The sequence below is a fragment of the Dellaglioa sp. CoH-55-MRSF-7 genome, assembly GCF_056782235.1.
This window is the reverse complement of sequence record NZ_JBXAYI010000007.1, coordinates 17,341-43,848: the sequence shown is the minus strand read 5'-3', so window position 1 is coordinate 43,848 and position 26,508 is coordinate 17,341. Positions and strand designations below refer to the sequence as shown.

The window sequence follows — 26,508 nt, the reverse complement described above, 5'->3', positions numbered from 1 at the left end:
GTCATTTGTTTCGAAAAATTTTAATAGCGAATCGTGGAGAAGTGGCTGAACGAATTATTCGCGCTTGCCAAAAATTAAATATACAAACGGTCGCTATTTATTCAACAGTGGATGCACAAAGTCGATTTGTTGAACTTGCTGATGAAAAAATTTGCATTGGGCCAGCCTTAGCAAAAGATTCTTATTTAAATCGAGAGAGTATATTGATGGCAGCATTAAGTTTAAATGTTGATGCAATTCATCCAGGATACGGGTTTCTATCAGAAGATGCGCATTTTGCACAAATGTGTATGGAATGTGGTATTACTTTTATTGGTCCGGAAGCGGAATTAATCCAGCAACTAGCAGATAAAGATAAATCTCGTTTGTTAGCAATTGAGAAAGGGGTACCCGTTATTCCTGGATCTGATTTAATTACTTCTAACGAAGAATTGATTGAGCAAGCAAATAAAATTGGATTCCCACTATTAATTAAAGCTTCACATGGCGGAGGCGGCAAGGGTATCAGAGCAGTTGAAAGGAAATCTGATTTGTTATCTGGCGCTGAGATTGTTCAGCAAGAAGCAAAGGCTTCTTTTGCTGAGGGAAGTTTTTATCTTGAAAAAAAATTGATAAACGCGCGGCATATAGAAGTGCAAATTATCGGTGATGGGCACCATGTTCAAGTGTTAGGAAATCGGGATTGTAGCTTGCAAAATCACCGACAAAAAGTGATTGAAGAAAGCCCATCAGTTGTCTTAACTAGTGAGCAACAAAGCCAACTCTACTATTTTACGCGTCAGTTAATCAAAAATTTACATTACGTTGGATTAGGAACTGTAGAATTTTTATTTGCGAATAATCAATTTTATTTTTTAGAAATGAATACACGATTGCAAGTCGAACATGGTGTTACTGAAGAAACTGTTAAAATGGATGTTGTTCAACAACAGTTGTTAGTTGCTGAAGGTAAAGAAGTATTGAATAATGATGTAGAAATGAATGGACATGCAATCGAATGTCGATTATCCTTAATTCCAAGTGTGAAAACTAAAATTACATGTTTTGATTTTCCTAAAGATATTCGAATTGAAACGGGTTATGGTGTCGGTGACACCATCTCTGCTTTCTATGACGGACTATTAGCAAAAATTATTTGTCATGCTGAAACGAGAGAATTAGCTATTTTAAAAATGCAAAAATCACTTGAATCAATTTATATTTCAGGAATTGAAACTAATTTAACGCAATTAAAAATAATTATAAAATCACAAGAATTTATTGAAAATACCATTTCAATTGATAGCAAAATTTAAAGGCGGTGGCGGTAATGAGTCATTATCCAAAGACAAATCAATGGCAAAAGTGCCGAAATTGTGGGACGCATTTACATGAAAGTGAATGGGCACCTTATTTTATTTGTCCTAAATGCCAAACTTATAAACGCTTGACTGCTATGGAGAGAATTGCTATTTTAACAGATGAAAACGGTTTTGAGGTAATAAATGTAGCAAATAAAACAGAAAATAAAGCACAATTTCCAGGTTACTCAGAAAAACTGGAACGTGCTAAGCGTTCAACGACATCTGATGAAGCCGTTATTGTCGGTGAAGGTAGCATTGATCAACAACCATTGATTTTAGCAGTAATGGATAGTTTTTTTATGATGGGATCATTGAATACGACGGCAGGGACTAGAATTAAGTTAGGGATGCAAGTCGCATTAGATAAACGACTGCCATTTGTAATCGTTACTGCTTCTGGTGGTGCAAGAATGCAAGAGGGAATTTATTCGTTATTACAAATGAATTCGATTCTTTACATGAAACAAAAACTAGATAATGCAGGGTTATTAGTCATGTCCCTATTGACGGATCCAACAATGGGTGGTGTCAGTGCTAGCTTTGCACTAAATAACGATATTGTATTAGCTGAAAAACAAGCTAAAATTGGCTTTGCTGGTGAAAGAGTGATTAAACAGACGACAAATGAAAAGCTACCTGCTAATTTTCAAACAGCAGAAGGTTTATATGAAAATGGATTTGTTGATCAGGTTATTGATCGGAAAAACATAAAACAGATTCTTAGTCAGCTACTACTATTACACGTGTGAGGGGATATTAAAAATGGACTCAGATTTTTTAAAAAAAGTTCGATCGAATGATAGATTAAGTGCTAAATTTATTATTTCTAGTCTATTTGATGTGTTTTTCGAAAATCATGGTGATCGAGTTGGCGAAGAGGATGCTTCCATTATTGGTGGGATTGGACTTTTTCATAAGTGCCCAGTGACAGTTATTGGCATTAATCGGGGCGTAAATTTAGAAGAACGTTTAGCCTATAATTTTGGTGCCGTGAAGCCAAGTGGGTATCGAAAAGCAATGCGATTACTAAATGAAGCTGAAAAATTTAAGCGACCTGTTGTAACGCTAATTAATATGCCCGGCGCAGATGCCAGCGTTAAATCAGAACAAACAGGACAGAGCTATATTATTTCTGAAATGATTTTAAAAATGGGTGCATTACAAGTGCCGAATATTGCCATTTTTTTAGGTGAAGGTCAAAGCGGTGGTGCACTGGCTTTAGCAAATGCAAATGCTATTATGATGGTTGAAAATAGCTTATTTTCAGTAGCATCTCCAGAAGCCGTTAGTGCTATTTTGAAGAAAACTAATCCAAATGAGATTGAAACAAGTTTGCCAATGACGGCTACTGAGTTATTTAATATTGGATTGATTGATGTGGTATTGCCAGAAACTAATCAGGCAGCAACAATAAGTCTAATGGACAGTAGTCTAAATGAATTGCTGAAGAACCTAGCGACTAAATCATCTAATGAACTTATTGAACAAAGAGAAATGAAATACCAAAAGTTTTTAGAAAATTGGTAAAAAAGAAACGGACCTCAAATTTTAATTGAGGTCCGTTTCTTTTTTATATCTATTTATTTAGAGAGTTGCTGTTCTAAACTAGTAAAGGCTTGTGTTGATTTGTTTAAACCTAATTGAGAACGAATAGCATTTGAGACGCGTTTCTTTTCAGTCGATGTTGGAACTTCATATGAAAGACCATCAACATCTGTACTTACTCCTTGCAAGAAATCAGAGTGAATTGATTCTGTAGCGGCGCTGTAGTTTGTTTCTACTGTGAGCATATCATTAAAACTAAGATCAGTTACCATGTTTCCGTCAATTGTTTTTAATAATTTTTTGTAGTTTGCGAGTGAATTTACAGATTTAGCTTTTCCGGTAATTGCTGTAATAATCTGTTTTTGACGTTTTTGACGGCCATAATCACCTAGTGGATCTGAATGACGCATTCGCGTATAAGCTAAGGCTTGTTTGCCGTTTAAATGGATTGTCTTACCTTTTTTATAATGAGTTCCTTCAAGTTTAAATGAAAGTAATGGTTTGACATCAACACCACCAACGGTATCAACAATTTTCTTTAATCCATTCATGTTAATTAACATATAATAATCAATTGGGATATCTAATAAATTTTGAACAGTATTAACAGCAGATGTTGAACCATCTTTGCCACCATAGGTATAGGCACTGTTTATTTTTGAAGAGCTTTCATCACTTCCGTCAATTTTAACTTGAGTATCACGAGGAATACTTGTTAAGGTAGTTTTATTTGTTGTTGGATTAACTGTTGCAACGATCATTGTATCCGTGCGTCCTGTATCACTTCGACCAAGTGCGCCAGTATCAGTCCCCATTAATAGAATTGAAAAAGGTTTTTTCTCACTCAAAATACTGGAAACATTTCTTAATTTTTTTGCTTTGGTTTTCTTGTAAGTTTTTGCGACGGTATCTTCAGTATGTGTGAATACTGAATAGGCATATACACCTCCAGAAGCAATACCTAAAATCATAATTATCAATAGTGTCCACAGTATTGGATGCTTATTTTTATTGCTTTGAGAACTGCCTTTTATTGGAGATGGCATTCCCAAGTTATTATTTTTAGCCATATTTATTCATACCTTTCATTACATTAATTAAGCTGATTATACGATAAAAAAAGGGATAAAAAGCAAAAAAAATTTTTTCTTACGGTATTATTAAATAATTGAAAAAATGTAAAAGAATGAAAAGGACAACTTTGATTAATTAAGTAATGTTAAATCAGTGAAAAACGACTAATTGTATTACGCTTTTGTCATTTTAATATAGAACTCGTAAATGCCTATTTAACAACAAATAAGAGGGATAAAAACAATGGAAATGGCCTTTTGTAACATTTGTGTAATCATACTGAAATTAAAAGATGTAAATTAAATTCGAATGTAAACTAACCGTAATGGTATGTACCTAAGAACCGTGCTATTCTATTCTAGTCGAGAAAAACGAATACGCTAAAATTAAATAATAATTATGAAATCAACTAGGAGAGTGCCTTTTGAAAATTAATAGTAAAATTGCTAAAGTAATGATGATGACAGCTACACTTATTGGAATGAGCGCAGTTGCAGAACAAGCTAACGCTTCAGATAGTGTAACTGAACTAACAAGCACGATTGCTAAATTAAATAGCAAGAGCACTAAAGTTGCTGCAAAATTAGCAACAATTAATAGTGAAATTACTTCAACTCAAGCTGAAGTTAAGGATGCTAAAGATACAGCTGCAAAACTTGAATCAGATCAATACAAATTAGGTAAGAAGATCAGCAGATTAAATGTTGAAATTTCACAAAGAGATTCACAATTAGCTGATCAAACACGTGCTTTACAAGTTGATGGAAGTACAGCAAGCATGGTTGAATTTGTTTCAGATTCAAAAAGTGTTGTTGATGCCTTCAAACGTGTGGGAACAGTTACAACATTAGTTGGTGCTGGTCAAAAAGCTGCTAAACAACAAAAAGCTGATAAAGCAGAAGTTAAATCTTCTAAAGTTGAATTAGATGAAAAGGCTGCAGATCAACAAAAAACAGTTAAAGAATATACAAACAAACAAGCTGAACTAGCGGTTAAACAAGCAAACGCAAATACATTAAAAGCACAAATTGATACAAAAAAATCAGATACACAATCATCTATCGATAAAGCAAAAGCAGCAGAAAAAGCTGCTGAAAAAGCAGCAGCAGAAACTAAAGCAGCAAATGAAAAGAACGATGCAGCAGCAGCAGATGCAGCTGCATCAAAAGCAACTGAAGCTGCAAGTACAGATACTTCAAGTAATAAAGCAGTAAAAAGCTCAAATACTTCAGCTTCAAGTGAAAAAGCTGTCACAACTTCAACTACAAATAGTTCAAGTAAAAAAGCAGCAACAAGTGCTGTGAGTGCTTCAAGTCTTGATACAAGTAGTATTACTGCTCTAGCAAGATCATTAACAACAAAGAGCATCCCATATGTATGGGGCGGAAAATCATTGAGCGGTTTTGATTGTTCAGGATTTACTAGTTATGTTTATGCTCATGCTGCTGGAAAATCTATTGGTGGCTACACTGTTGCTCAAGAAGGACAAGTTAGCTATGAATCAGTTTCTCAAGCACAACCTGGAGACTTACTTTTCTGGGGATCAAAAGGATCATCATACCATGTTGCTATCTACTTAGGTGGAAGTCAATTTGCTGAAGCTCCAACTGAAGGACAAAATGTTAAAATTAGCACAATGAGTGCTTACTGGAAACCAGATTTTGCTGGTCGAGTAAAATAAATAATTAAAAGACTTAAGACAACAATGTTGTTTTAAGTCTTTTTTGTTATAATGAGTATTAATGAAGAGTGAAGAAGGTTTTAATAATGGTTGAATTAGTCATGGTAAGACATGGTGAGAGTCTAGCAAATCAAAATAATGAATACACCGGTTGGACAGATGTTCCATTAACGGCTAAGGGCATCGCTGAAGCTAGAGTTGCAGGAACAGTTATTCTTAATACAAATATTCAATTTTCACAGGTTCATACATCTGTCTTAAAACGAGCTATTAAAACGAGTAATATTATGATGGAAGAAATGAATCAACTTTGGATTCCAATACAGAAAAATTGGCGTCTTAATGAACGACATTATGGTGCCTTGCGCGGTTTAAATAAAGATGAAACCAAACGTATCTACGGTATTAAACAAGTAGCCCAATGGCGCCGTAGTTATACGACTATCCCACCTAGTTTATCTGTACCTGATAATGATAGACGGTACAAGCAACGTGTTAAAAGTAGCTTACCAACATCAGAAAGCTTAGAAATGGCATTTAAACGGATTTTACCTTACTGGCAAGATGTCATTGCCCCAGAGTTAAGACAAGGTAATAACCAGTTGATTGTCGCACATGGCAGTACACTTAGGGTATTGATAAAATATTTAGAAAATATTTCAGATGCAGATATTGATGGCGTTGAGGTTCCGAATGGTGTCCCTATTTGGTATACATTAAATGATGATTTAACAATTAAAAGCAAAAAAATTTTAACACAAAAAAAGTAACAACAATTCAATATTGTTGTTACTTTTTTAATTATGCTAATGCACCCATTGGATCCCAAGGAGCAAGGACTTTAGGTTCTTCTTTTAGAATAGCTTGTAATTTTTCTGGTAAGAATTTTTTGTTAACGACAACTTGATAACAATATTCTTCCATCCAGTCATCACTCATAACGAAGAAGCCTTTATTACCAACTTTTTCGCCCCATGAGTTTTCAACTTTCCATTTGGTTGCTTGATCATTAACCAAATCAACACCTGTTAGAACCATAGCATGAGTCATTAGACTCTCACCGTAATCAAGGCGTTCAGCTTTTGATAAAGCTAGATCAATATTGAACAATTCATCTTTATGATAAAGTTCAGTATCCATAATACCAATTTGGCGTTCAGACGATTGACCAACATCACAACCGAACCAGACGCTCTCGCCAGATTGTAATTGTTTGATGGCAACATCTCTAAAATCAGCCATGTTAATGTTTAAATGGCGAATAGGACGCCCATCAACAACATTTCCAAGACGATCAACTGTGTACATATTATTGTAAGGTTTATCATCTGTTGGACCATTAATGATTGAGACGTATTCATCTAAGTCCCAACCGATAAATTTTTCATAGAATGTTTTTGGTGTTAAATTTTTATCAATATGATATTCATTATCAGAATCACGATATTCAAAGTCAAATGTTGCAGGAGGTTCACCAAAACTGTATGCTAATAAACGATAAATTTCAGTAAGTTTAGCTTCTTTGACGACTTCAATTTCTTTTGAACTTGTTCCGGCAGCAACGAGTTCACGTAAATCAACAGCATCTTTTCTTAATTTTAAGTTTAAAGTTGAATTGATTTCGCTTGATTTAGAACTATTATATGTTTCAGGCATCACAGATTGAGGAACAACACCATATTTTTCAATAATTGCAACGATCATATCCCATTGGCCGCCATCTTGTTGTGGAGTTGTCATTAACCATGAAACGGTACGGTCACTAGTTGGTTTATCAGCTGTTTCAAGAACATTTTGATAAAAGTAATTTGCTTTTTCAAGTTTATCCCAGAAGTAAGTGAAATTTTGTGACAATTCAAAATCTTTGGCAACTTTAAAATTTGTTTTCATGTCATGACGCATTGTATTTAATGCGGCGAACATCCAACAACGACCTGATTGCTTTTGGTTAGAAACATTACCAACATCCAGATCAATTGAGAAAACAGGTTCCATTTTAGCTTGGGCTTTTAAATCGTAACTATTTGCTAAAATACCATTTTTTGTAACGGCACGTTCAATAACTTCATGGCTTTCACGTGCATGTAAATTTTTTTGGAATTTTGCGAGTTGTTCTGAACTAATTGATTGTGTCAAAAAAATCACACTCCTATATAAGATTTAAGTACTGTGGCTATTATAATATATCTCGTTAGATTAGTAAACAATGTTAAAAAGAAAAGAAAATTCTCATTTTTAAATAAAATCAATTTGCGTATTTAAAAAGAGCCAATAAAAATTAGCTCTTCTTTAGAATTATTTAATTGTAAAGGTGTCAGAACGTGCGTGTAAAACTTCAGGACCATCTTGACGTCCAACGATAACCGTATTTACACAATCTAAAAATAGACCTTGTTCTACAACACCAACTTGTTTAGCTAAATAATCTTGTATGCTAGCAGGATCGTTTATTTCACCTAAATATAAATCGATGACAAAATTTTTAGAGTCAGTTAAAACATTTTCATTATCAACAGTTCTAAATTTGGGATTAAATCCTTTAGCTTCTAATTTTTTGAATAATTGATGACTACCGTAAGGGATAACTTCAACGGGAAGAGGGAATTTACCCAACGTATGAACCATTTTACTTTCATCAACAATCCACATATTTTGATTTGAATTAATAGCAACAATTTTTTCAAATAAATGAGCAGCACCGCCACCTTTAATACCTTGGAAATGGTCATCAATTTCATCTGCACCATCAATTGTTAAATCAATGTGGTCAACTTCATCAACTGATTTAACTGGAATACCAAGTGATTTTGCTTGTTCTTCAGTTCTAATTGATGTTGAAACACCGATAATTGATAAGTTTTCATTTTTAACACGTTGACCTAATGCATCTACCATAAATTTAACGGTTGAGCCTGTACCAAGTCCAACAACCATACCGTCTTTAATAAACTCGACAGCTTTTTGTCCAACTAATTTTTTTAAATTGTCTTGATTCATGTGTGTCACTCTCCTATTTTTTATTTAGGTGTATAAATTAATTCTAAAAGTTCTGGATGTTCACTAAAATAAAACTTTGTATAAGGGCATAATGGTAAAATAGTTTGCTGATTTAGAATAACTTGTTTAATTAAGTAATCAGTTGTACTTTTTGCAAGCCCTTGATGACGCTGATTGTCAGCTACCCAAGTATGTTCAATGACCATTGTCTGATTAGCATTAATCATGGTAAAACTAATTCGACTAATTAACTCGTCATTAACGTTGTACACGCGTAAATCGGTTTCATTTAGTTGGAAATCCATTTGAACACCTTCCCTTTGAATGTAATTATACCATTAAAAAATGCCCAAAAACTAGCCATTTATGTCATAAATGAGGTAAGATAAAAAGTAAACAGATTACGGGGATAAACAAATGAAAACAAGAGGATTTGAAATTGTTACTAAATATGCAGGGAAAATTGACTTACCCGTTCGATCAACAACAACTTCGGCAGGATATGACTTAGCTGCAGCTGAAGATTTTACATTACCTTCAATCTGGAAAAGTGGATTTTTAAAGGTTTTATGGCTAATTAGGCATCGTGAATCGGTGGCTGAAGAAGAGCTCATTCAAGCAAATAAAATTTTGAAACCTTATTTAATTCCCACAGGAATTAAAGCGTATATGCTAGATAATGAATTTTTATTATTAGCAAATCGTTCAAGTAGCCCCTTAAAACGTGGACTGATTTTACCAAATGGAATTGGTGTTATTGATTCTGATTACTATAATAACGAAAAAAATGAAGGTGAAATTTTCATACAAATTGTTAATTTTAGTTTAAAAGATCAAATGGTAAAAAAAGGAGATCGGATAGGCCAAGGGATTTTTATGCCCTATTTAACTGTTGATAATGAAAAGGTGACCGCTACAAAACGTATTGGCGGATTTGGTTCATCAGGTAAATAGTTATTATAGAATGATTAAGAATTTCAATTGAAATTACAGGTTGTCGTTTATGTGATAAAATATTAACAATAGAATTTATAATGAAAGGGTGGGGAGTTTGTATGGCAAAAGTAAAAACGCAATTTGTATGTCAAAACTGTGGATACACCTCACCAAAGTATTTGGGTCGTTGCCCTAACTGTAACGAATGGAACACGATGGTAGAAGAGCGTGAACAATCACAAAAAGCAGATCGTAAAGCTCGTGTCAGTTTTACTGGAGCTTCTGTTAAACCAGAACTATTAGATGATATCTCAATGGCAGAACAAGAACGTGTTGAAACTGAGTTAGGTGAATTAAATCGTGTTCTTGGTGGTGGTGTTGTACCCGGGTCATTAGTTTTAATTGGTGGTGATCCAGGCATTGGTAAATCAACATTACTTTTACAAGTTTCTGGTCAACTAAGCCAAACTGGCGGAACTGTCTTATATGTTTCTGGTGAAGAAAGTGCTGTTCAGATTAAAATGCGTGCACAGCGCCTCGGTGTTGGAGGTCAGAAATTTTATCTTTACCCTGAAACAGATATGGGTAATATTCGTCAAAATATTGAGACATTAAATCCTGATTACGTAGTCATTGACTCAATTCAAACAATGCAAGAACCAGAAATGTCTGCTGCAGTTGGCAGTGTTTCTCAAATTCGAGAAGTAACTGCTGAATTATTACAAATTGCTAAAACGAATGGTATTACGATTTTTATTGTTGGACATGTAACAAAAGGTGGTGCAATTGCTGGTCCCAAAATTTTGGAACATATGGTTGATACAGTCCTTTATTTTGAAGGAGATATGCATCACACGTTCCGTATTTTACGCGCTGTTAAAAACCGATTTGGTTCAACAAATGAAATTGGAATTTTTGATATGCGTGAAGGTGGGTTATTTGAAGTTGCAAACCCATCAGAAATTTTCTTAGAAGAACGTTTGGCTGGCGCAACAGGTTCTGCTATTGTTGTATCTATGGAAGGAACACGACCTATTTTGGTTGAAGTTCAAGCATTAATCACACCAACAGTTTACGGAACGGCGAAGCGTACAACTACAGGGCTTGATCACAATCGTGTGTCATTAATAATGGCCGTTCTTGAAAAACGTGCAAGTTTATTATTACAGAACCAGGATGCTTATCTTAAGGCGGCTGGTGGCGTAAAATTAGATGAACCAGCTATTGATTTAGCGATTGCTGTTAGTATTGCGTCAAGTTATCGAGATAAAGAAACAGACCCTGCAGACAGTTTTGTAGGTGAAATTGGATTGACTGGTGAAATTCGACGTGTTAATCGGATTGAACAACGGGTTGCTGAAGCACAAAAGCTTGGATTTAAACGAATTTTTATTCCTAAAAATAATTTATCAGGATGGACACCACCTAAAGGAATTACAGTTGTTGGTGTTGCTACACTAAGCGAAGCACTAAAAGTAGTGTTTAGTTAGAAAGGAGGAGTTGTCAATGCGTAGAAATATTATTAAAGGTGTTGTTGCACTAGTCGGCGGTGGAATTGGTGTTAGTTTGCTACCACTTTTTTGGAAATTAGTGAGTATTGCGGAGATTGGTATATTAAATAATAGTGTTGTTAATTTTTTAATAGGTGTCGGTTTAGCTCTTATTCTATCTTTATTTATCATAACGCCACTAGAAAAATTACTGGCAAATATTGAAAATTATTTAACTAATCAAAGCCCAATGATGCTACTAACAGCGAGTGTTTCAACTATTGTTGGTATGGTTATTGCAATTTTAATCTCAACACCATTCTATCGATCAGAAATATGGCTATTGAACACAATTGTACCCGTTTTGTTACTATTTTTACTTGGATACTTGGGTTTTGTTATAGGAACTAATCGTTTGGAGGATTGGCGTAAATTATTTGCATCAAAAAATAAGAAAAGTGATGTCGTTGAAAGTAGTTTACTAGACCGTAATGTCAATGATAATTATCATGAATATAAAATATTAGATACAAATATCTTAATTGATGGCCGGATTTATGATTTGATTAAAACTGGCTTTATTGAAGGAACATTATTAGTTCCTAATTTTGTTTTATATGAACTCCAATATATTGCAGATTCAGCTGATAGTATCAAACGTGTTCGGGGTCGTAGAGGATTAGATATTTTAAATAAACTTCAAGATGAAAAAATCATGCCGATTGAAATGTATGAAGGTGATTTTGAAGAAATTGAAGAAGTAGATAGTAAGTTAATTAAATTAGCTAAAACGATTGATGGGGTTATTGTCACAAATGATTTTAATTTAAACAAAGTTAGCGAATTTCAAAATGTCCAGATTTTGAATGTAAATGCACTAGCTAAATCATTGAAACCTCGGGTTATTCCTGGAGAACAATTACATGTTATGGTAATAAAAAATGGTTCTGAGCGTCAACAAGGTGTTGCTTATTTGGATGATGGAACAATGGTTGTCGTGGAAGAAGGAAAGTATTTCCTAAACAAATCAATTGACGTTGTCGTTACAAGTGCACTTCAAACGGATGCTGGAAGAATGATTTTTGCAAAACCATTACATTCAATGAAAAAAATAAACGATAAGAAATAAAGTCAATACTAAGATTATTGGCTTTATTTTTTATCCGATTCATTGTAAACTAGATTAGTTGAATAAAGCCTTAAATAAACGGTTTATATCGTAGTAACTAAATACAGAAAAAAGAAAGAGGCGTTATCATGGCTAAAAATAAAATTCGTGTCAGATATGCACCAAGTCCAACTGGACATTTACACATTGGAAATGCTCGTACCGCTCTATTTAATTACTTATTTGCGAGAAGTCAAAAGGGTACTTTTGTTATCCGTATTGAAGATACTGATACAAAGAGAAATATTGCTGATGGTGAACGCAGCCAACTAGATAACTTAAAATGGTTAGGCATGGATTGGGATGAAGGTCCTGACAAACCAGGAGAATTTGGTCCTTATCGTCAATCAGAACGTAAAGATATCTATTTACCATTAATCCAAGAATTAGTGGATAAAAATTTAGCTTACGAGTCATATAAAACAGAAGATGAACTCGAAGCAGACCGTGATGCTCAAAAAGCACGTAATGAAATGCCACATTATGAATACGAATATGCAGGTATGTCTGATGATGAGATTACTGCTAAAATTGCAGAGTCAAAAGCTGCCGGTTTAACACCTGTTATTCGTTTCCGTGTTCCAGCAAACAAAAAATACGAATTTAAAGATATTGTTAAAGGTGAAATTACCTTTGATTCCAATACTATTGGTGGCGATTTTGTTATTCAAAAACGTGATGGTATGCCAACATATAACTTTGCTGTTGTTGTTGATGATCACTTGATGGAAATTACGCATGTTCTTCGTGGGGATGACCATATTGCCAATACGCCTAAGCAATTGATGATTTATGAAGCATTTGGCTGGGATGCACCTATCTTTGGACATATGACATTAATTATCAATACAGAAACAGGAAAAAAATTAAGTAAACGTGATGAAAATGTTCTCCAATTCATTGAACAATATCGTGAATTAGGCTACTTGCCAGAAGCTATGGTAAACTTCATTACCTTATTAGGCTGGTCACCAGTTGGCGAAAGTGAAATTTTCTCTCGCCAAGAATTGATTAAAATGTTTGATCCTAAACGTTTAAGCAAGTCACCAGCTTCATTTGATGGTAAAAAATTAGAATGGATTAATAATCAATATATTAAAACAGCTGATGAAGATAAAGTAATGGATTTGGCTTTACGTCAATTAATTCAAGATGGTAAAATTGAAGCTGATCCAAGTGCAGAAAGAATTGAATGGGCTCGTAAATTAATTAGCCTTTATAAGCAACAAATGTCATATACAGGTCAAATTACTGAAATGGCAGAAGTATTTTTAAGCGAACCACCTGTTCTTGATGATGAAGCAAAGGCAGAGTTAGCTGTTGAAACAGCACCAACAGTTTTAAAAGAATTTGCTGAACGCATTAAAACGATTGATATTTTTGATGCTGTTGCTATCCAAGCAACAATTAAATCAATTCAAAAAGATACAAAAATTAAAGGTCGTCAATTATATATGCCAATCCGTATTGCAACAACGCGTGAAATGCATGGACCAGAACTACCAGCATCAATCGAATTGCTTGGTCGTGAAAAAGCATTAGCTCATTTGAACAAAACGTTAGAAGAAATGAATACAAAATAATTTTTGATAAGAGAGAGTAACAACTTATTGGCGTTTTTTAGAAAGTTTTCGGTGATGTGAGAAAACAAACGTTAGTTGTGAAGTGCCTCTTTAAAATGCTATGATGAACAAAGTAATTATAGTCGTGTAATGAACGTTAACTCATTGTTGGATGTAGGTTCACTACATCTTAAGGAGTGGAACAACGTTGAAGACGTCTTTTATAAGTATATAAAAGACGTCTTTTTTTAACAAAAAGATTAAATGGCGGGTGATAAAATGATTTCAATTTATAATACATTAACGAATCAAAAAGAGGTTTTTAAACCACTTGTGTCTGGGAAAGTTAGTATGTACGTTTGCGGGCCAACCGTTTATAACTATATTCATATTGGAAATGCGCGAAGTGCTATTGCGTTTGATACAATTCGTCGATATTTTGAATATCGTCATTTTAAAGTTAACTATGTATCTAATTTTACAGATGTTGATGATAAAATGATCAAAGCTGCTAAAGAAGACCATATAACAGTTCAACAATTAGCCGATAAGTTTATTGCTGCTTTCATGGAAGATACCAAGGCATTGGCGATTGAACCAGCAACTAAAAATCCAAAGGCGACAGAAAATATTGATGATATCATTCAATTTATATTAAATTTAATTGATAAAGGTTATGCTTATGTATCTGATGGGGATGTTTATTTTAGAACGCGTAAATCTCCAGATTATGGTAAATTATCTGATCAAAATATCAACGAATTAGAACAAGGTGCCAGTCAGCATGTTGATACTGAAGAAACGGCTCGAAAAGAAGATGAAATTGATTTTGCACTTTGGAAATCAGTCAAAAATGATGATCTTTCTTGGAACTCTCCATTTGGTAAGGGCCGTCCGGGTTGGCACATTGAGTGTTCTGTAATGGCAACAAAATACCTAGGTCCAACGATTGATATTCATGGTGGTGGACAGGATTTAATGTTTCCACATCATGAAAATGAAATCGCTCAAAGTGAAGCTGAAACGGGTCAAAAATTTGCTAACTATTGGATGCATAATGGATTTGTAACAATTGGTGAAAATGATGAAAAAATGAGTAAATCACTAGGTAATTTTGTTACGGTGCATGATATGATTAAAGAAGTCAATCCACAAGTTATCCGTTTCTTTATGGCAACAACGCATTACCGCCGTCCAATTCAGTATAGCCAAGCGAATATTGATGAAGCGACTAATAATTTAAATAAATTGAAAACAGCATTTGATAACTTAACTTATCGATTGAACGATGCTATTTCAGGAGAAAATAAATTAATAGAAAATCAAATTAATGAGAGCTTATCCAATTTTGAAACTGCTATGGATGATGATTTTAATTCACAAAATGGTATTGCAGTTATCTATGATTTAGCTAAGAAAATGAATGTCTATTCTGAAAACAAACAAGTGGAACGAGATTCAATTAATCACTTGTTAGAAATTTTTAAAGAAATGACATCAGTTTTTGGATTAGCTTTTGGACAAGTAGCTGATGCTCTAGATATCAGAGTTGAAAAATTAATTGCACAAAGAATAGAAGCTAAGAAACAAAAAGATTTTCAAAAAAGCGATGAAATTCGAGATCAACTTGCAGCAGAAGGAATTATTTTGGAAGACACACCACAAGGAACTAGATGGAGAAAAGACTAATGGAAAATAATGCAGATTATCAACAAATGAATGGGATTGCGTTAGCTTATATGGGCGATGGTATTTATGAAGTATTTGTTCGTAAACACTTACTTGTACAAGGACTTACAAGACCAACTCAATTACACCATCAAGCAACACATTATGTATCAGCCAAAGCACAAGCTTTCTTGATAGATAAAATGACAGAAAATAATATTTTAACTGAAGAAGAAATAGACTACTTTAAACGTGGACGTAATGCTAAAAGTCATACTTCAGCTAAAAATACATCAGTAATAACGTATCGTATTTCAACTGGATTTGAAGCATTGTTTGGCTACTTATTTTTGAGTAATCAAAACGATAGATTGGCCGAATTGGCAAAATGGTGTATTAACACCGTTGAAAAGGAGAACTTAAATGGGACAACCAAGAAGTAGTGAAGAGGCTGGCGATTTTATTATTGGTCGTCACCCTGTAGAAGCAGCGTTAAAAAGTAATCAATCAATTAACAAATTATTTTTACAAACTGGATTAAAATCAGATGTTTTAAGTGGTATTGAACAGTTAGCTAAGAAAAAAGGTATTATCACACAACTAGTTCCTAAAAGTAAATTAGATTTATTATCAGATCAACAAAATCACCAAGGCGTTATTGTAGCAGTTGCCGCATTTGAATATGCAACTATTGAAGATCTTTTCAAAAGTGCAGCTGATAAAGATGAACCACCATTTTTCCTTATTTTAGATAATGTTGAAGATCCACATAACTTAGGATCAATTATGAGAACAGCCGATGCTGCGGGTGTACATGGAATTATTATTCCAAAACGTCGCGCAGTCGGTTTAACGTCAACAGTTGCTAAGACGTCAACAGGTGCAATTGAATATATGCCAGTTGCTCGCGTAACTAATTTGGTAAATACTGTAAATGAATTGAAAAAGGCCGGATTATGGGTCTTCGGAACAGATATGGATGGACAAGATTATCGTGAATGGGATGCTAAAGGACCCACAGCCCTCGTAATTGGTAACGAAGGTAAAGGTATTTCACCGTTATTGAAAAAAGCTTGTGATGGTATGTTGACTATTCCAATGGTTGGACACGTTCAAAGTTTAAACGCCAGTGTCGCAGCCAGTTTACTTATTTATCAAGGATTTACTTCTAGGGGTAAATAATAATGAAAAAGCAAATTTTGGTTGTAGATGCCTATAATATGATTGGTAATTGGCCAGAATTAAATCGATTGAAACAATCAGAGCGACTTGATGAAGCACGTGACTTGCTACTGCACAAATTATCAAATTATCATAAACAGATTGACTCTCGGTTAATCGTTGTCTTTGATGCAATGTATGTTCCAGGACTATCAAAGAGTTATACAAAATATGGATTAGAGATTATTTGGACAGCAGAGGGTCAGACGGCTGATAGTTATATTGAAGCAATGATAGGTGAGTTACAGACTAAACTCACACAGGTAACTGTTGCAACGAGTGATCAAGCAGAACAGTGGACTATTTTCTCACAAGGTGCATTAAGAATTCCTGCATGGGAGTTATACAAAGACATTAATGAATCTAAAAAAGAAGTTGCTCAACAAGCCAAAAAATATCAAACGGAGGCATCGGTTCGTCGTTCACCATGGGACTCAGAACAATTAGATAGTCTGGCTGAATTGCGTGATCACCTATCACATGACTAAGCAACTGTTGTAATCAGTCATTATGTTTGGTATATTGAAAAATGGAGACCCGGATATGGAGAGTCTACTTGTTAGATGAAACTTACCGGAGTACTGAAAACGAAACAGATTTTCAATTGATTTGCCAAATTAAATTAGGTGCAGAACATAAATTTGAACCGTTATTTGAACGATATCGTCCAATGGTTTATTCGATGATTCGTAAATACTATCTAAAATTATGGGATACTGAAGATTTTTTACAAGAGGCTAGAGCTGTTTGTTTTAAAGCATTAAAAAATTACCAACCGAACAAAGGAATTACGTTTGGACAGTATTTTAAAACCAGTCTATCGAATTGTATTTTTAGTTTAATTCGCAAACAATCAGCGACTAAAAGGCTGTCTGATGCGAACTCGCATTCTTTGGAACGATATGAAGAAACTTATGGTGAATGTGAACGGCCTTCGTTTTATTGTGAGATATTGGCAGATGACAGAATTATCCTTCAAGAAAAATTGGATGATTTTGAATTGAAATTGTCAGAGTTAGAAAGAAGTACTTTTGTTTTACTTTATTATCAAATGAAAAAGCCAGAAGAAATTGCGCTTATTTTAGAGTGCGATATGAAAAAGGTATTAGGATCTATCTCAAGGTGTAAGAGTAAGCTTGGGTTATTTTTTAAAGAAAATCGATAATTAGGAAAGAAAGAAAAGAGGGTGGTTCCTTTTTTCTTTCTTTTAATGTAAAATGAGTGTATTCTTTAAAAATGTTAGTCGAAGTTAGCGTTAGTTAACTTTACATTAAGGAGAAAAAGTCATGGCACAAAGAAAAGTAGCATTGGCTTGTATCGTTTGTGGCTCACGAAATTATATTGTAGCTGCAAAACCGAGCAGAACCGAACGCTTAGAAGTAAATAAATTTTGTAAATATTGTAATAAACATACGTTACATCGTGAAACAAAATAGGGGGATAGTTATGAGAAAAATTAATGCATTTCTTAAAAGTGTTATCGTAGAAATTAAAGCAACAACTTGGCCAACAGGTAAGGAACTACGTCGTGATACAACAACTGTTGTTGTAACTGCAATTATGTTTGCGATTTTCTTCTGGATTGTTGATTCAGGTGCTTCTGCATTCTTAACCCTATTTTCATAGAAGAATAGCTATTTAACTGATGTTTTGATATAATGACACAAGTGAGAAAACTTCGTTGATGCGGAGTTTTTTTTGTTTGAGAAAAATGAAGCTGATAATTTAAGGAGAGATATATATAATGGAATCAATCGAAAAAAGTTGGTATGTCTTACATACTTACTCTGGTTACGAAAATAAAGTTAAAACAAATATTGAATCACGTGCACAATCAATGGGTATGGAAGATTTTATTTTCCGTGTAGTTGTTCCTGAAGAAGAAGAACGTGAAGTTAAAAATGGTAAAGAAAAAACAGATATGAAGAAAACATTCCCTGGATATGTTTTAGTTGAGATGGGTATGTCAGATGAATCATGGTATGTTGTTCGTAATACACCAGGCGTAACTGGGTTCGTTGGTTCTCATGGGGCCGGAAGTAAACCAGCACCACTATTACCTGAAGAAGTAGAATTGATTCTTCGTCGTTTGGGTATGAGTGCTCGTCATCAAGAATTGGACATTGAAATTGGTGAATCTGTCACAATTATTGAAGGTGCATTTGCTAACCTTATCGGTAAAGTAACGGAAATTGATAATGAAAAATTAAAACTTAAAGTTGATATTGATATGTTTGGTCGTGAAACAAGTACAGAATTGAACTTTGATCAAGTAGATAAATTATTAGGCTAGGGTGATAACTCACAAAAGTAGAAGGTGATTTAATGACTAAGGGACTTTTGAAGATAGGCTTGTTAGGTCTAGGAGCAGGCACAAGTTTTTTCATTGGGAATAAATTTAGACGATTAGGGCATGTTTCAATTGATGCCTCTGATCCAATTGTACCTAGCGACAAGATGACCCCAACACTATTTGTTCACGGTTATAGTGGTAATCGACTTTCTTTTGGCCCAATGATTGCCCGTTTTGAACGAGCAGGCTATGGTCGTAAAGATATGGTTATCATAGTTGATGATAATGGTAGTTTACATGTTGAAGGTCAATTAAGATCTGCGCAACCATTCATTCAAGTTTTATTTAAAAATAATATAGCTCCTGTTGAAAAACAAAGCTTATGGTTACATTATATTATGCAATTTTTATATGGCGCTTATGCCATTGAAAAGGTCGATTTTGTTGGGCATTCAATGGGTAGTGTCAGTATATTACGCTATATGACAGAATACAGAGATATGACTGATGTCCCAATGGTGGCACATGCCATTTCAATTGGTGCACCATACAATGATCATAATGTAGCACAAAATACGCCTATCATTGAAGATTTATTTTTAACTGATAAAGGTCCAGTGGAAACGACTTCACTCTACCAGTATTTTGAAAAGGCAATGCAGCATCTACCGGAGAATTTACAATTTTTAAATATTGCTGGCGATTTGAAAAATGGCAATGATGGCGCTGTTTCCATTAATAGTGTTTTATCACTTCGCTATTTAGTTGAAAATCAGCTTAATTATCAGGAACTTATTGTGAGCGGTCGAAGAGCAGCACACAGATTATTACATGAAAATAAACGAGTTGATGAATCAATTTACACATTTTTATGGAAAAAGCATAAATAAGATTGCGTGGAACCCATCTGGGTGTTATATTATATTAGTATGTTCTGCATACAGTGGGAGGAGAAATTTATATCTCCATTTACCACGCACGGATTTTACAAGGAGGTATGTCACGTGGCTAAAACAGTAGCAAACGTCGTTAAATTACAAATTCCAGCAGGGAAAGCAACTCCTGCTCCACCGGTTGGTCCTGCATTAGGACAAGCTGGTATTAATATCATGGGCTTTACAAAGGAATTCAATGCACGTACAGCTGACCAAGCTGGTATGTTAATTCCCGTTGTAATTAGTGTTTACGAAGATCGTTCATTCGATTTCGTTACAAAAACACCACCCGCAGCAGTTCTTTTAAAGAAAGCTGCAGGCGTTGAAAGTGGTTCTGGCGAACCTAACACTAAAAAAGTTGCAACAGTAACTAGTGCTCAAGTTCAACAAATCGCTGAAACTAAAATGCAAGATCTAAACGCTTCAGGTGTTGAATCTGCAATGCGCATGATCGAAGGAACTGCACGAAGCATGGGATTCGTTGTAGAAGGTTAATTCCTAACTACAAACACGCTTCTCGGTCGGATACTCTATGAAAATAGATGTATCAAGTGGGAGGTTTATCCGTTAGACCACATATTGCAAGGAGGAAAATTCAAGATGGCTAAAAAAGGTAAAAATTATCAAGACGCTTTAAAACAAGTTGAAGAAGGTAAAAACTATTCAATTACTGATGCAATCGCATTAGCTAAGAAAATGGACTTTGCTAAGTTTGACGCTACAATTGAACTTGCTTACAACTTAAACTTAGATACAAAACAAGCAGACCAACAATTACGTGGGGCTGTTGTACTTCCAAATGGTACTGGTAAAGACCAAACTGTTGTTGTATTCGCTAAAGGCGATAAAGCTAAAGCTGCACTTGCAGCCGGCGCTGACGTTGTTGGTGATGATGACTTGGTTGAACGTATTTCTGGTGGCTGGTTAGATTTTGATGTTGCTATTGCAACACCAGATATGATGGCCCAAGTTGGACGTTTAGGCCGTGTCTTAGGACCTAAAGGTTTAATGCCTAATCCTAAAACAGGTACTGTTACAATGGACGTTGAAAAAGCAGTTTCAGAATCTAAAGCCGGCAAGGTAACTTACCGTACTGATAGAGATGGAAATGTTCATGTTCCAATTGGTAAAGTATCATTTGATGATGCAGCATTAATTGGTAACTTTGATGTTATCAACGATGTTATTGTTAAAGCTCGCCCATCATCAGTTAAGGGTGGCTATATCAAACATTTATCTGTTGCTACAACATTTGGTCCAAGCTTAAACTTGGCTCAAAACTAATATTAGATAATTAAATTTCTTTAGTTGACCCATATATCTAACTGTGTTAAATTTATGGAAGTCAATTAATTTATGATTCTACCGAAGACTCAGGTGGCGCAAGCCTTAATTTACCTGCCGAGGAGTGAAGTATTACTCTCTCTGTGTCTTGGTGGACACGGAGTTTTTTTATTGTAAAAAAGCTCTGACACGACTACAGGAGGTGAATCAATTATGAGTAAAGAATTTATCGCACAAAAAGCATTAATTGTGGATGAAGTAACTGAAAAATTCAATAACGCTGCATCTGCAGTTGTTGTGGATTACCGTGGTTTAACGGTTGAACAAGTGACTGCATTACGTAAGGAATTACGCGAAGCAGGCGTTGAAATGAAAGTTATCAAAAACAAGATTTTAGTACGTGCTGCTGAAAAAGCAGGGTATGAAGGTATGGAAGAAGTATTTTCTGGACCTACTGCAGTCGCATTTTCTAGCGAAGATGTTGTTGCACCTGCACGTATTATGGCTAATTTTGCTAAGACTGCTGAAGCACTTAGCATTAAAGGTGGTGTCATTGAAGGTAAAGTTGCAACGTTAGAAGAAATTAACGCTCTTGCTACATTACCTAGTCGTGATGGCTTACTTTCAATGTTACTTTCAGTATTACAAGCACCTGTTCGCAACGTTGCTTATGCAATTAACGCTGTTGCAGAAAGTAAAGACGAAGAACCTGCTGCTTAATACTTAGCATCTATGATCGGTACCTAAAGGTACACACAAAATCGTACACATAAAATGGAGGATACACACATGTCATTAGATACAGAAAAAATCATTGCTGATTTAAAAGAAGCAAGCATTTTAGATTTAAACGACTTAGTTAAAGCAATCGAAGAAGAATTCGGTGTTTCAGCTGCTGCTCCTGTAGCTGCTGCTGGCGCTGGTGCTGGCGAAGCTGCTGCTGAAAAATCAGAATTTACTGTTGAATTAACAGAAGCTGGCGACCAAAAAGTTAAAGCTATCAAAGCCGTTCGCGAAATTACAGGTTTAGGCCTTAAAGACGCTAAAGGTTTAGTTGATAACATTCCATCAGTTATCAAAGAAGGTATTTCTAAAGACGAAGCTGAAGCAATGAAAGCTTCTTTAGAAGAAGTTGGCGCAGTAGTTACTCTCAAATAATAATATTTTTATTTTTGAATAATTTTAAGCACGATGATTTCCAATTTATTGGAAATCATCGTGCTATTTTTTTGCAAAATGTTTGGTTATGTTAATAAATCGTGGTAAGGTATTTAAATAAACATATATCTGAAAAAATATTGAATAAAATGGACAAAATGTAGAGGGGGTAAGCTATAAACGAACATAATTAGAAGCGTCTATTTAAAGGATAGCGATAACTATTCCAATATTAGCGTTTGAAATCTCTTTAAAATTAGAAATTCGTCGAATTATTAATTAATGTTAAACTTTTTCTATATACATCATTAGTTATTTATTAATGTCCACAGTTTGGCATGATCACCAGCGCTTATTTAAAATTAGTTAGTATGTAGATAAAAGAGTTAATTTAGAAATAGTAACTAGATCGAAGCAAATTATTTTTATGGTGATGTTAGTTATTTTATACCAAATTTTACATAGACTACATTAATTTTATTAACGATATAGACTTTATTGTGAAATGAAGGTTACGTAGAACAAAAGAAAAAATAGTATTATATATTCCGGGGGGAGTATAAGTAACAAAAAATAAATCGGGGGATTCAAAAAATGAAAAAAATAATTAGTACGTGTAATGAATTTATTAAAAAAAGATTAACAGCAATTAAGCTTTTATTTGTTTTATCAGTTTTAATTTTTGTTATTATCCAAGTTGGACAAATATTTAAGGATATAAATGGTGAACAAGTTCAGCAAAGTTTTGAATCACAGTCAGTAAAATCCATTATATTAATGTTGGTAATTGGATTTATTGCTGTCCTTCCGATGATGATTTATGATTTTGTCATGGTTAAATTTTTACCAGAAAAGTATTCTTGGCGATACATTCTTCAAAGCGGTTGGATAACGAATACAATGACTAACATAGCAGGATTTGGTGGCCTACTAGGTGCATCACTTAGAGCTAATTTTTATAGTAAAAATGCGTCTAAAAAACAGGTGCTATTTGCTATATCAAAAATAGCATTATTTTTAGTTGCGGGTCTATCACTATATTGTTGGGTTTCTTTATTCATGATTTTTGGATTAAATATTGGACCACAATTCGGACAGTATTGGGTCTGGTTGTTATTAGGTGGCCTATATTTTCCAATTGTTTTTATTATTACAAAGACAAGAGATTCAGAATTTTTTGCAGATTTAACATTAGGTCGTGAACTAACGTTAATACTTGGCTCTTCCTTAGAATGGGGATCTGCTGGTTTATTTTTCATTTATATCGGATTTATGATGAATGTTGATACATCTAATTTAGTTGCTGTCTTCCCGTTATTTATTATCGCATCAATTATCGGTGTTATTTCAATGATTCCGGGTGGGTTAGGTTCTTTTGATGTCTTTATGATTTTAGGGTTACAAACATTAGGTGTACAGGATAGCACAGCTGTTATCTGGTTATTGTTTTATCGATTATTTTATTATATATTCCCATTCTTAGTGGGGGTATTATTATTCGTTAAAGATTCAGGACATCGTCTTAATGAGTACTTAAATGGACTACCAGTTATCTTACTCAGTAGAGTAGCACATTTTATACTTGTGTTATTTTTCTATATGACAGGTATCATCTTATTACTTGCTTCAACGGTTCCAGAATTTACATTTACTAATCCAATTATTAATTACTTATATCCTTATACCTTTTATTTCATTCATCAAATGAGTAATATTATACTTGCATTCTTAATGATTGGGATTGGTCGAGGTATTGAATCTAAAGTTAAACGTGTCTATTGGCCAATGATTATCTTTGTTGTCGTGGGTATTGCTAATACATTGTGGCATGATTTCTCAGTAACAATACTTATTTTCTTAACTATCATTCTCATTTGTGCACTATTATCTAAACCAATATTTTATCGTGAAAGATTTGAATATTCATGGGGCCGTTTATTAATTGATGGAAGTATATTTGCTGGAACATTCATTTTATACACAATCGTAGGATTCTATAACATGCCAGAATTCCACTTTAAGGGTAAAGTTCCAGATGTATTCTTATTTCCTTCAGAAAAGATATGGCTATCAGGATTCCTAGGTTTACTTTCTGCAGTTGTGGTGTTATGGATTGCATTTACGTACTTATCTGGTAAGGATAAACGATTTGGTAAGCAAGATTTTCCAGCAGATCGTGTTAAAAATGTAATTGATACTTATGGTGGTAATGAAGTCAGTCATCTTTCATTTTTAAAGGATAAAAATGTTTATTTCTATCAAAATGATGGACAGGACGAAGTATTTTTCCTTTATCAAAAAAAATCGAATAAATTAGTGGTTATGGGTGAACCTGTTGGTAATCATGAGTTTATTCGTGAAGCAATTAATCAATTTATTGTTGACGCAGATATTGAAGGATTAGAATTAGTTTTTTATGAAGTTGATGCGAAGTTAACAATGATGTTACATGAAGTTGGATTTGATTTCATTAAAACGGGTGAAGAAGGTTTTGTTAGAGTAGCTGAATTTGAATTGGCTGGTAAAAAAAGACGTTCTGAACGTGCTTTAATGAATAAATTTGAACGAGAAAACTATACATTTGCAATGATCGAGCCCCCTTATTCAAAGGAAACTATTCAAGAATTGAAAAAAATATCTGATAGTTGGCTGAATGGACAAGCTGAAAAAGGATTTTCTTTAGGATTTTTCGATGAATATTATCTTAATCAAGCGCCTATTGCTATTATTAATGATTCTGAGGGACATAAGGTTGCCTTTGCGACAATGATGCCAACCGGAAATAATAGGGTCTTATCGATTGATTTGATGAGATATAGTAGAGAAGAAGCGCCATCTGGTATTATGGATAAAATCTTTATTAGCCTTTTTCAACAAGCAAAAGAAGGCGGCTATGAATTATTCGATATGGGTATGGCACCATTGTCGAATGTAGGTGAATCTAAATTTAGTTTTGCGGAAGAAAAAATAGCTCATTTAATTTATGAATATGGGTATCATTTTTATGGTTTCCAGGGACTAAAGAAGTATAAAAATAAATATGTAACTAAATGGCAGCCAAAATATATTTCATTTAGGAAACGTAGTTCGATTGCCTTTACGTTATTACAGATTTTAGCAGTTGTAAATCAAAAAAAATCAGTAGATAAAAAGGATAGAATGCCTAGCCCTATAATGAAGTTTTTAATAAAGAATATTAGATAATATAGTATATTAAAAGGGTAGAGATATATATTATTTGAGACACCAAGACATAATTCCGGTAAAATATCGGAATTATGTCTTTTAATTTGCAAGAAATACGTTTGTTATGAAGCAAAAGAAACTCTAAATGTAGTGAACAAATAGTTAATTTAACGTACTTTTAGTCTGGAAACTGCGTATGATGATTGCTTTCTTACTCGATTATTTAGATATAAAAATGCCTCACAATTACTAGACTTATGTCTAATAATTGTGAGGCATTTCATTAATTAGTATTATCTTTTTTTAAACATATTTTTGATAGAGATTAATAAAAATGGCATATAGAGTAACCATAAATTTAAACGTTGCCACAAACCACGATAAGGAATTTTAAATTGTGAATCTGGCATAATTCTTGGATAAACAAATAAAAATTGAATTCCTAGTGAAATAATAAAGGCAACTAATAAAAGGGTTGTAATTAGTTTTTTACCTTGCTTTTGATAGAGTTTTAATAAAAAAAACATACTAATCAAAAGAGCGGTGTCGCCAATGCCTGACGAATAATTGTGGATCATACCCGTAATGCTTTGTGTATTTGATGTGAGTGCACGATCGAAAATTCCTGTTAAAAGACAATCGGTCATACTAAAAATAATTAACATAGCGGTAAACCAGCTGGCTAATTTTTTTGACGTACCTTTAAAATATTCATAGAAAGCTGGTGCTGAAAGTAAGAAAAGAAGTCCATTTATAACTTCCCAAACTTTAAATGCCATATGAGTTGGAACGCCAACTTCCCCAAAATCACTAATTAAATTAGTGAATTGCAAATAACCAGGTACAAATGGTGCTAATGCTAAAGGCAAAATCCACTCACTTATAACGGCAAGTGCCATTAAATAAAAACCATATTTCTTTAAAAAATTCATTATAGATCCCCAATTCTAATTATTTATATGATAAT

28 protein-coding genes and 1 other annotated feature are annotated in these 26,508 nt (G+C 33.9%); of the genes, 23 read left to right on the top strand and 5 right to left on the bottom strand.

The window, feature by feature from the left end; all coding sequences use genetic code 11:
• The first annotated feature begins 5 nt into the window (after nt 1-5).
• The 3 genes from AC1RPU_RS06970 to accA are packed head-to-tail and all read left to right on the top strand — an operon-like array spanning nt 6 to nt 2,870.
• Nucleotides 6-1,295 carry an acetyl-CoA carboxylase biotin carboxylase subunit gene (locus AC1RPU_RS06970; protein ID WP_481761879.1) on the top strand — a complete coding sequence of 430 codons (1,290 nt, stop codon included), beginning with the start codon at nt 6-8 and terminating at the stop codon, nt 1,293-1,295.
• A gap of 14 nt (nt 1,296-1,309) precedes the next feature.
• Nucleotides 1,310-2,092 carry an acetyl-CoA carboxylase carboxyltransferase subunit beta gene (locus AC1RPU_RS06965; RefSeq protein ID WP_481761880.1) on the top strand — a complete coding sequence of 261 codons (783 nt, stop codon included), beginning with the start codon at nt 1,310-1,312 and terminating at the stop codon, nt 2,090-2,092.
• 13 nt (nt 2,093-2,105) lie between these two features.
• Nucleotides 2,106-2,870, top strand: coding sequence for a carboxyltransferase subunit alpha (gene accA, locus AC1RPU_RS06960; protein WP_481761881.1), 765 nt, complete (start codon nt 2,106-2,108; stop codon nt 2,868-2,870).
• Between the two features lie 53 nt (nt 2,871-2,923).
• Here the strand turns inward: accA and AC1RPU_RS06955 are convergent, their stop codons facing one another.
• Nucleotides 2,924-3,958 (bottom strand): LCP family glycopolymer transferase, encoded by a 1,035-nt coding sequence (locus AC1RPU_RS06955; protein WP_481761882.1) that lies wholly within the window; start codon nt 3,956-3,958, stop codon nt 2,924-2,926.
• A gap of 428 nt (nt 3,959-4,386) precedes the next feature.
• On the opposite strand from AC1RPU_RS06955, the gene AC1RPU_RS06950 reads away from it, so the two are divergent.
• Complete coding sequence (locus tag AC1RPU_RS06950; RefSeq protein ID WP_481761883.1) at nt 4,387-5,643, top strand: C40 family peptidase; 1,257 nt, start codon at nt 4,387-4,389, stop codon at nt 5,641-5,643.
• Between the two features lie 86 nt (nt 5,644-5,729).
• Nucleotides 5,730-6,413 carry a 2,3-bisphosphoglycerate-dependent phosphoglycerate mutase gene (locus AC1RPU_RS06945; protein WP_481761884.1) on the top strand — a complete coding sequence of 228 codons (684 nt, stop codon included), beginning with the start codon at nt 5,730-5,732 and terminating at the stop codon, nt 6,411-6,413.
• A 31-nt stretch (nt 6,414-6,444) separates the two neighbouring features.
• Here the strand turns inward: AC1RPU_RS06945 and AC1RPU_RS06940 are convergent, their stop codons facing one another.
• From AC1RPU_RS06940 to AC1RPU_RS06930, 3 genes are all read right to left on the bottom strand, one after another.
• Nucleotides 6,445-7,779: a C1 family peptidase gene (locus tag AC1RPU_RS06940; RefSeq protein WP_481761885.1), complete on the bottom strand. Its 1,335-nt coding sequence runs from the start codon at nt 7,777-7,779 to the stop codon at nt 6,445-6,447.
• Nucleotides 7,780-7,938: 159 nt separating this feature from the next.
• The gene (rpiA, locus tag AC1RPU_RS06935; protein WP_481761886.1) at nt 7,939-8,640 is read right to left on the bottom strand and encodes a ribose-5-phosphate isomerase RpiA; all 702 of its coding nucleotides are present in this window, start codon (nt 8,638-8,640) and stop codon (nt 7,939-7,941) included.
• 20 nt (nt 8,641-8,660) lie between these two features.
• Nucleotides 8,661-8,945 carry a GNAT family N-acetyltransferase gene (locus tag AC1RPU_RS06930; RefSeq protein ID WP_481761887.1) on the bottom strand — a complete coding sequence of 95 codons (285 nt, stop codon included), beginning with the start codon at nt 8,943-8,945 and terminating at the stop codon, nt 8,661-8,663.
• Nucleotides 8,946-9,057: 112 nt separating this feature from the next.
• Between AC1RPU_RS06930 and AC1RPU_RS06925 the strand changes: the two genes are divergently transcribed.
• The 18 genes from AC1RPU_RS06925 (at nt 9,058) to mprF (ending at nt 25,559) form a co-directional block, all read left to right on the top strand.
• Nucleotides 9,058-9,594: a dCTP deaminase/dUTPase family protein gene (locus tag AC1RPU_RS06925; RefSeq protein WP_481761888.1), complete on the top strand. Its 537-nt coding sequence runs from the start codon at nt 9,058-9,060 to the stop codon at nt 9,592-9,594.
• A gap of 101 nt (nt 9,595-9,695) precedes the next feature.
• A complete protein-coding gene (gene radA, locus AC1RPU_RS06920) occupies nt 9,696-11,066 on the top strand; it encodes a DNA repair protein RadA (protein ID WP_409021546.1) in 1,371 nt (456 codons plus the stop codon).
• A 16-nt stretch (nt 11,067-11,082) separates the two neighbouring features.
• Nucleotides 11,083-12,195 (top strand): PIN/TRAM domain-containing protein, encoded by a 1,113-nt coding sequence (locus AC1RPU_RS06915; RefSeq protein ID WP_481761889.1) that lies wholly within the window; start codon nt 11,083-11,085, stop codon nt 12,193-12,195.
• 128 nt (nt 12,196-12,323) lie between these two features.
• On the top strand, nt 12,324-13,817 hold the full coding sequence (gltX, locus tag AC1RPU_RS06910) for a glutamate--tRNA ligase (RefSeq protein ID WP_481761890.1): 1,494 nt from the start codon (nt 12,324-12,326) through the stop codon (nt 13,815-13,817).
• Nucleotides 13,818-14,075: 258 nt separating this feature from the next.
• Nucleotides 14,076-15,485, top strand: coding sequence for a cysteine--tRNA ligase (gene cysS, locus AC1RPU_RS06905; protein WP_481761915.1), 1,410 nt, complete (start codon nt 14,076-14,078; stop codon nt 15,483-15,485).
• Complete coding sequence (locus AC1RPU_RS06900; RefSeq protein ID WP_409021543.1) at nt 15,485-15,907, top strand: Mini-ribonuclease 3; 423 nt, start codon at nt 15,485-15,487, stop codon at nt 15,905-15,907. Before cysS ends, AC1RPU_RS06900 begins: the two co-directional genes overlap by 1 nt.
• Nucleotides 15,888-16,646, top strand: coding sequence for a 23S rRNA (guanosine(2251)-2'-O)-methyltransferase RlmB (rlmB, locus tag AC1RPU_RS06895; protein WP_481761891.1), 759 nt, complete (start codon nt 15,888-15,890; stop codon nt 16,644-16,646). Before AC1RPU_RS06900 ends, rlmB begins: the two co-directional genes overlap by 20 nt.
• 2 nt (nt 16,647-16,648) lie before the next feature.
• Nucleotides 16,649-17,173: an NYN domain-containing protein gene (locus AC1RPU_RS06890; protein WP_481761892.1), complete on the top strand. Its 525-nt coding sequence runs from the start codon at nt 16,649-16,651 to the stop codon at nt 17,171-17,173.
• A 68-nt stretch (nt 17,174-17,241) separates the two neighbouring features.
• The gene (locus tag AC1RPU_RS06885; RefSeq protein ID WP_481761893.1) at nt 17,242-17,850 is read left to right on the top strand and encodes an RNA polymerase sigma factor; all 609 of its coding nucleotides are present in this window, start codon (nt 17,242-17,244) and stop codon (nt 17,848-17,850) included.
• A gap of 121 nt (nt 17,851-17,971) precedes the next feature.
• Nucleotides 17,972-18,121 carry a 50S ribosomal protein L33 gene (gene rpmG, locus AC1RPU_RS06880; protein WP_057974231.1) on the top strand — a complete coding sequence of 50 codons (150 nt, stop codon included), beginning with the start codon at nt 17,972-17,974 and terminating at the stop codon, nt 18,119-18,121.
• A gap of 10 nt (nt 18,122-18,131) precedes the next feature.
• Nucleotides 18,132-18,311, top strand: coding sequence for a preprotein translocase subunit SecE (gene secE, locus AC1RPU_RS06875; RefSeq protein WP_057974232.1), 180 nt, complete (start codon nt 18,132-18,134; stop codon nt 18,309-18,311).
• Between the two features lie 115 nt (nt 18,312-18,426).
• Nucleotides 18,427-18,978 (top strand): transcription termination/antitermination protein NusG, encoded by a 552-nt coding sequence (gene nusG / locus AC1RPU_RS06870; RefSeq protein WP_409022813.1) that lies wholly within the window; start codon nt 18,427-18,429, stop codon nt 18,976-18,978.
• 32 nt (nt 18,979-19,010) lie between these two features.
• Nucleotides 19,011-19,868: an alpha/beta hydrolase gene (locus AC1RPU_RS06865; protein WP_481761894.1), complete on the top strand. Its 858-nt coding sequence runs from the start codon at nt 19,011-19,013 to the stop codon at nt 19,866-19,868.
• A 114-nt stretch (nt 19,869-19,982) separates the two neighbouring features.
• A complete protein-coding gene (gene rplK, locus AC1RPU_RS06860) occupies nt 19,983-20,408 on the top strand; it encodes a 50S ribosomal protein L11 (RefSeq protein WP_409021537.1) in 426 nt (141 codons plus the stop codon).
• A 105-nt stretch (nt 20,409-20,513) separates the two neighbouring features.
• Nucleotides 20,514-21,197 carry a 50S ribosomal protein L1 gene (gene rplA, locus AC1RPU_RS06855; RefSeq protein ID WP_409021536.1) on the top strand — a complete coding sequence of 228 codons (684 nt, stop codon included), beginning with the start codon at nt 20,514-20,516 and terminating at the stop codon, nt 21,195-21,197.
• Nucleotides 21,198-21,260: 63 nt separating this feature from the next.
• Nucleotides 21,261-21,376, top strand: a sequence feature (ribosomal protein L10 leader region).
• A 34-nt stretch (nt 21,377-21,410) separates the two neighbouring features.
• Complete coding sequence (rplJ, locus tag AC1RPU_RS06850; protein WP_481761895.1) at nt 21,411-21,917, top strand: 50S ribosomal protein L10; 507 nt, start codon at nt 21,411-21,413, stop codon at nt 21,915-21,917.
• Between the two features lie 69 nt (nt 21,918-21,986).
• Nucleotides 21,987-22,355, top strand: a complete 369-nt coding sequence (rplL, locus tag AC1RPU_RS06845) for a 50S ribosomal protein L7/L12 (protein ID WP_409021534.1) — start codon at nt 21,987-21,989, stop codon at nt 22,353-22,355.
• A gap of 594 nt (nt 22,356-22,949) precedes the next feature.
• Nucleotides 22,950-25,559, top strand: a complete 2,610-nt coding sequence (mprF, locus tag AC1RPU_RS06840; RefSeq protein WP_481761896.1) for a bifunctional lysylphosphatidylglycerol flippase/synthetase MprF — start codon at nt 22,950-22,952, stop codon at nt 25,557-25,559.
• 275 nt (nt 25,560-25,834) lie between these two features.
• On the opposite strand, the gene AC1RPU_RS06835 is transcribed toward mprF, so the two are convergent.
• The gene (locus AC1RPU_RS06835; RefSeq protein WP_481761897.1) at nt 25,835-26,473 is read right to left on the bottom strand and encodes a DUF998 domain-containing protein; all 639 of its coding nucleotides are present in this window, start codon (nt 26,471-26,473) and stop codon (nt 25,835-25,837) included.
• Between the last annotated feature and the right edge of the window lie 35 nt (nt 26,474-26,508).

What these genes read in the sequence shown, in the direction of transcription:
- AC1RPU_RS06965 (WP_481761880.1), top strand. Translation starts at nt 1,310, where the DNA reads ATGAGTCATTATCCAAAGACAAATCAATGGCAAAAGTGCCGAAATTGT.
- accA (WP_481761881.1), top strand. Translation starts at nt 2,106, where the DNA reads ATGGACTCAGATTTTTTAAAAAAAGTTCGATCGAATGATAGATTAAGT.
- AC1RPU_RS06955 (WP_481761882.1), bottom strand. Translation starts at nt 3,958, where the DNA reads ATGGCTAAAAATAATAACTTGGGAATGCCATCTCCAATAAAAGGCAGT.
- AC1RPU_RS06945 (WP_481761884.1), top strand. Translation starts at nt 5,730, where the DNA reads ATGGTTGAATTAGTCATGGTAAGACATGGTGAGAGTCTAGCAAATCAA.
- rpiA (WP_481761886.1), bottom strand. Translation starts at nt 8,640, where the DNA reads ATGAATCAAGACAATTTAAAAAAATTAGTTGGACAAAAAGCTGTCGAG.
- AC1RPU_RS06930 (WP_481761887.1), bottom strand. Translation starts at nt 8,945, where the DNA reads ATGGATTTCCAACTAAATGAAACCGATTTACGCGTGTACAACGTTAAT.
- AC1RPU_RS06925 (WP_481761888.1), top strand. Translation starts at nt 9,058, where the DNA reads ATGAAAACAAGAGGATTTGAAATTGTTACTAAATATGCAGGGAAAATT.
- radA (WP_409021546.1), top strand. Translation starts at nt 9,696, where the DNA reads ATGGCAAAAGTAAAAACGCAATTTGTATGTCAAAACTGTGGATACACC.
- AC1RPU_RS06915 (WP_481761889.1), top strand. Translation starts at nt 11,083, where the DNA reads ATGCGTAGAAATATTATTAAAGGTGTTGTTGCACTAGTCGGCGGTGGA.
- gltX (WP_481761890.1), top strand. Translation starts at nt 12,324, where the DNA reads ATGGCTAAAAATAAAATTCGTGTCAGATATGCACCAAGTCCAACTGGA.
- cysS (WP_481761915.1), top strand. Translation starts at nt 14,076, where the DNA reads ATGATTTCAATTTATAATACATTAACGAATCAAAAAGAGGTTTTTAAA.
- AC1RPU_RS06900 (WP_409021543.1), top strand. Translation starts at nt 15,485, where the DNA reads ATGGAAAATAATGCAGATTATCAACAAATGAATGGGATTGCGTTAGCT.
- rlmB (WP_481761891.1), top strand. Translation starts at nt 15,888, where the DNA reads ATGGGACAACCAAGAAGTAGTGAAGAGGCTGGCGATTTTATTATTGGT.
- AC1RPU_RS06890 (WP_481761892.1), top strand. Translation starts at nt 16,649, where the DNA reads ATGAAAAAGCAAATTTTGGTTGTAGATGCCTATAATATGATTGGTAAT.
- rpmG (WP_057974231.1), top strand. Translation starts at nt 17,972, where the DNA reads ATGGCACAAAGAAAAGTAGCATTGGCTTGTATCGTTTGTGGCTCACGA.
- secE (WP_057974232.1), top strand. Translation starts at nt 18,132, where the DNA reads ATGAGAAAAATTAATGCATTTCTTAAAAGTGTTATCGTAGAAATTAAA.
- AC1RPU_RS06865 (WP_481761894.1), top strand. Translation starts at nt 19,011, where the DNA reads ATGACTAAGGGACTTTTGAAGATAGGCTTGTTAGGTCTAGGAGCAGGC.
- rplA (WP_409021536.1), top strand. Translation starts at nt 20,514, where the DNA reads ATGGCTAAAAAAGGTAAAAATTATCAAGACGCTTTAAAACAAGTTGAA.
- rplJ (WP_481761895.1), top strand. Translation starts at nt 21,411, where the DNA reads ATGAGTAAAGAATTTATCGCACAAAAAGCATTAATTGTGGATGAAGTA.
- rplL (WP_409021534.1), top strand. Translation starts at nt 21,987, where the DNA reads ATGTCATTAGATACAGAAAAAATCATTGCTGATTTAAAAGAAGCAAGC.
- mprF (WP_481761896.1), top strand. Translation starts at nt 22,950, where the DNA reads ATGAAAAAAATAATTAGTACGTGTAATGAATTTATTAAAAAAAGATTA.
- AC1RPU_RS06835 (WP_481761897.1), bottom strand. Translation starts at nt 26,473, where the DNA reads ATGAATTTTTTAAAGAAATATGGTTTTTATTTAATGGCACTTGCCGTT.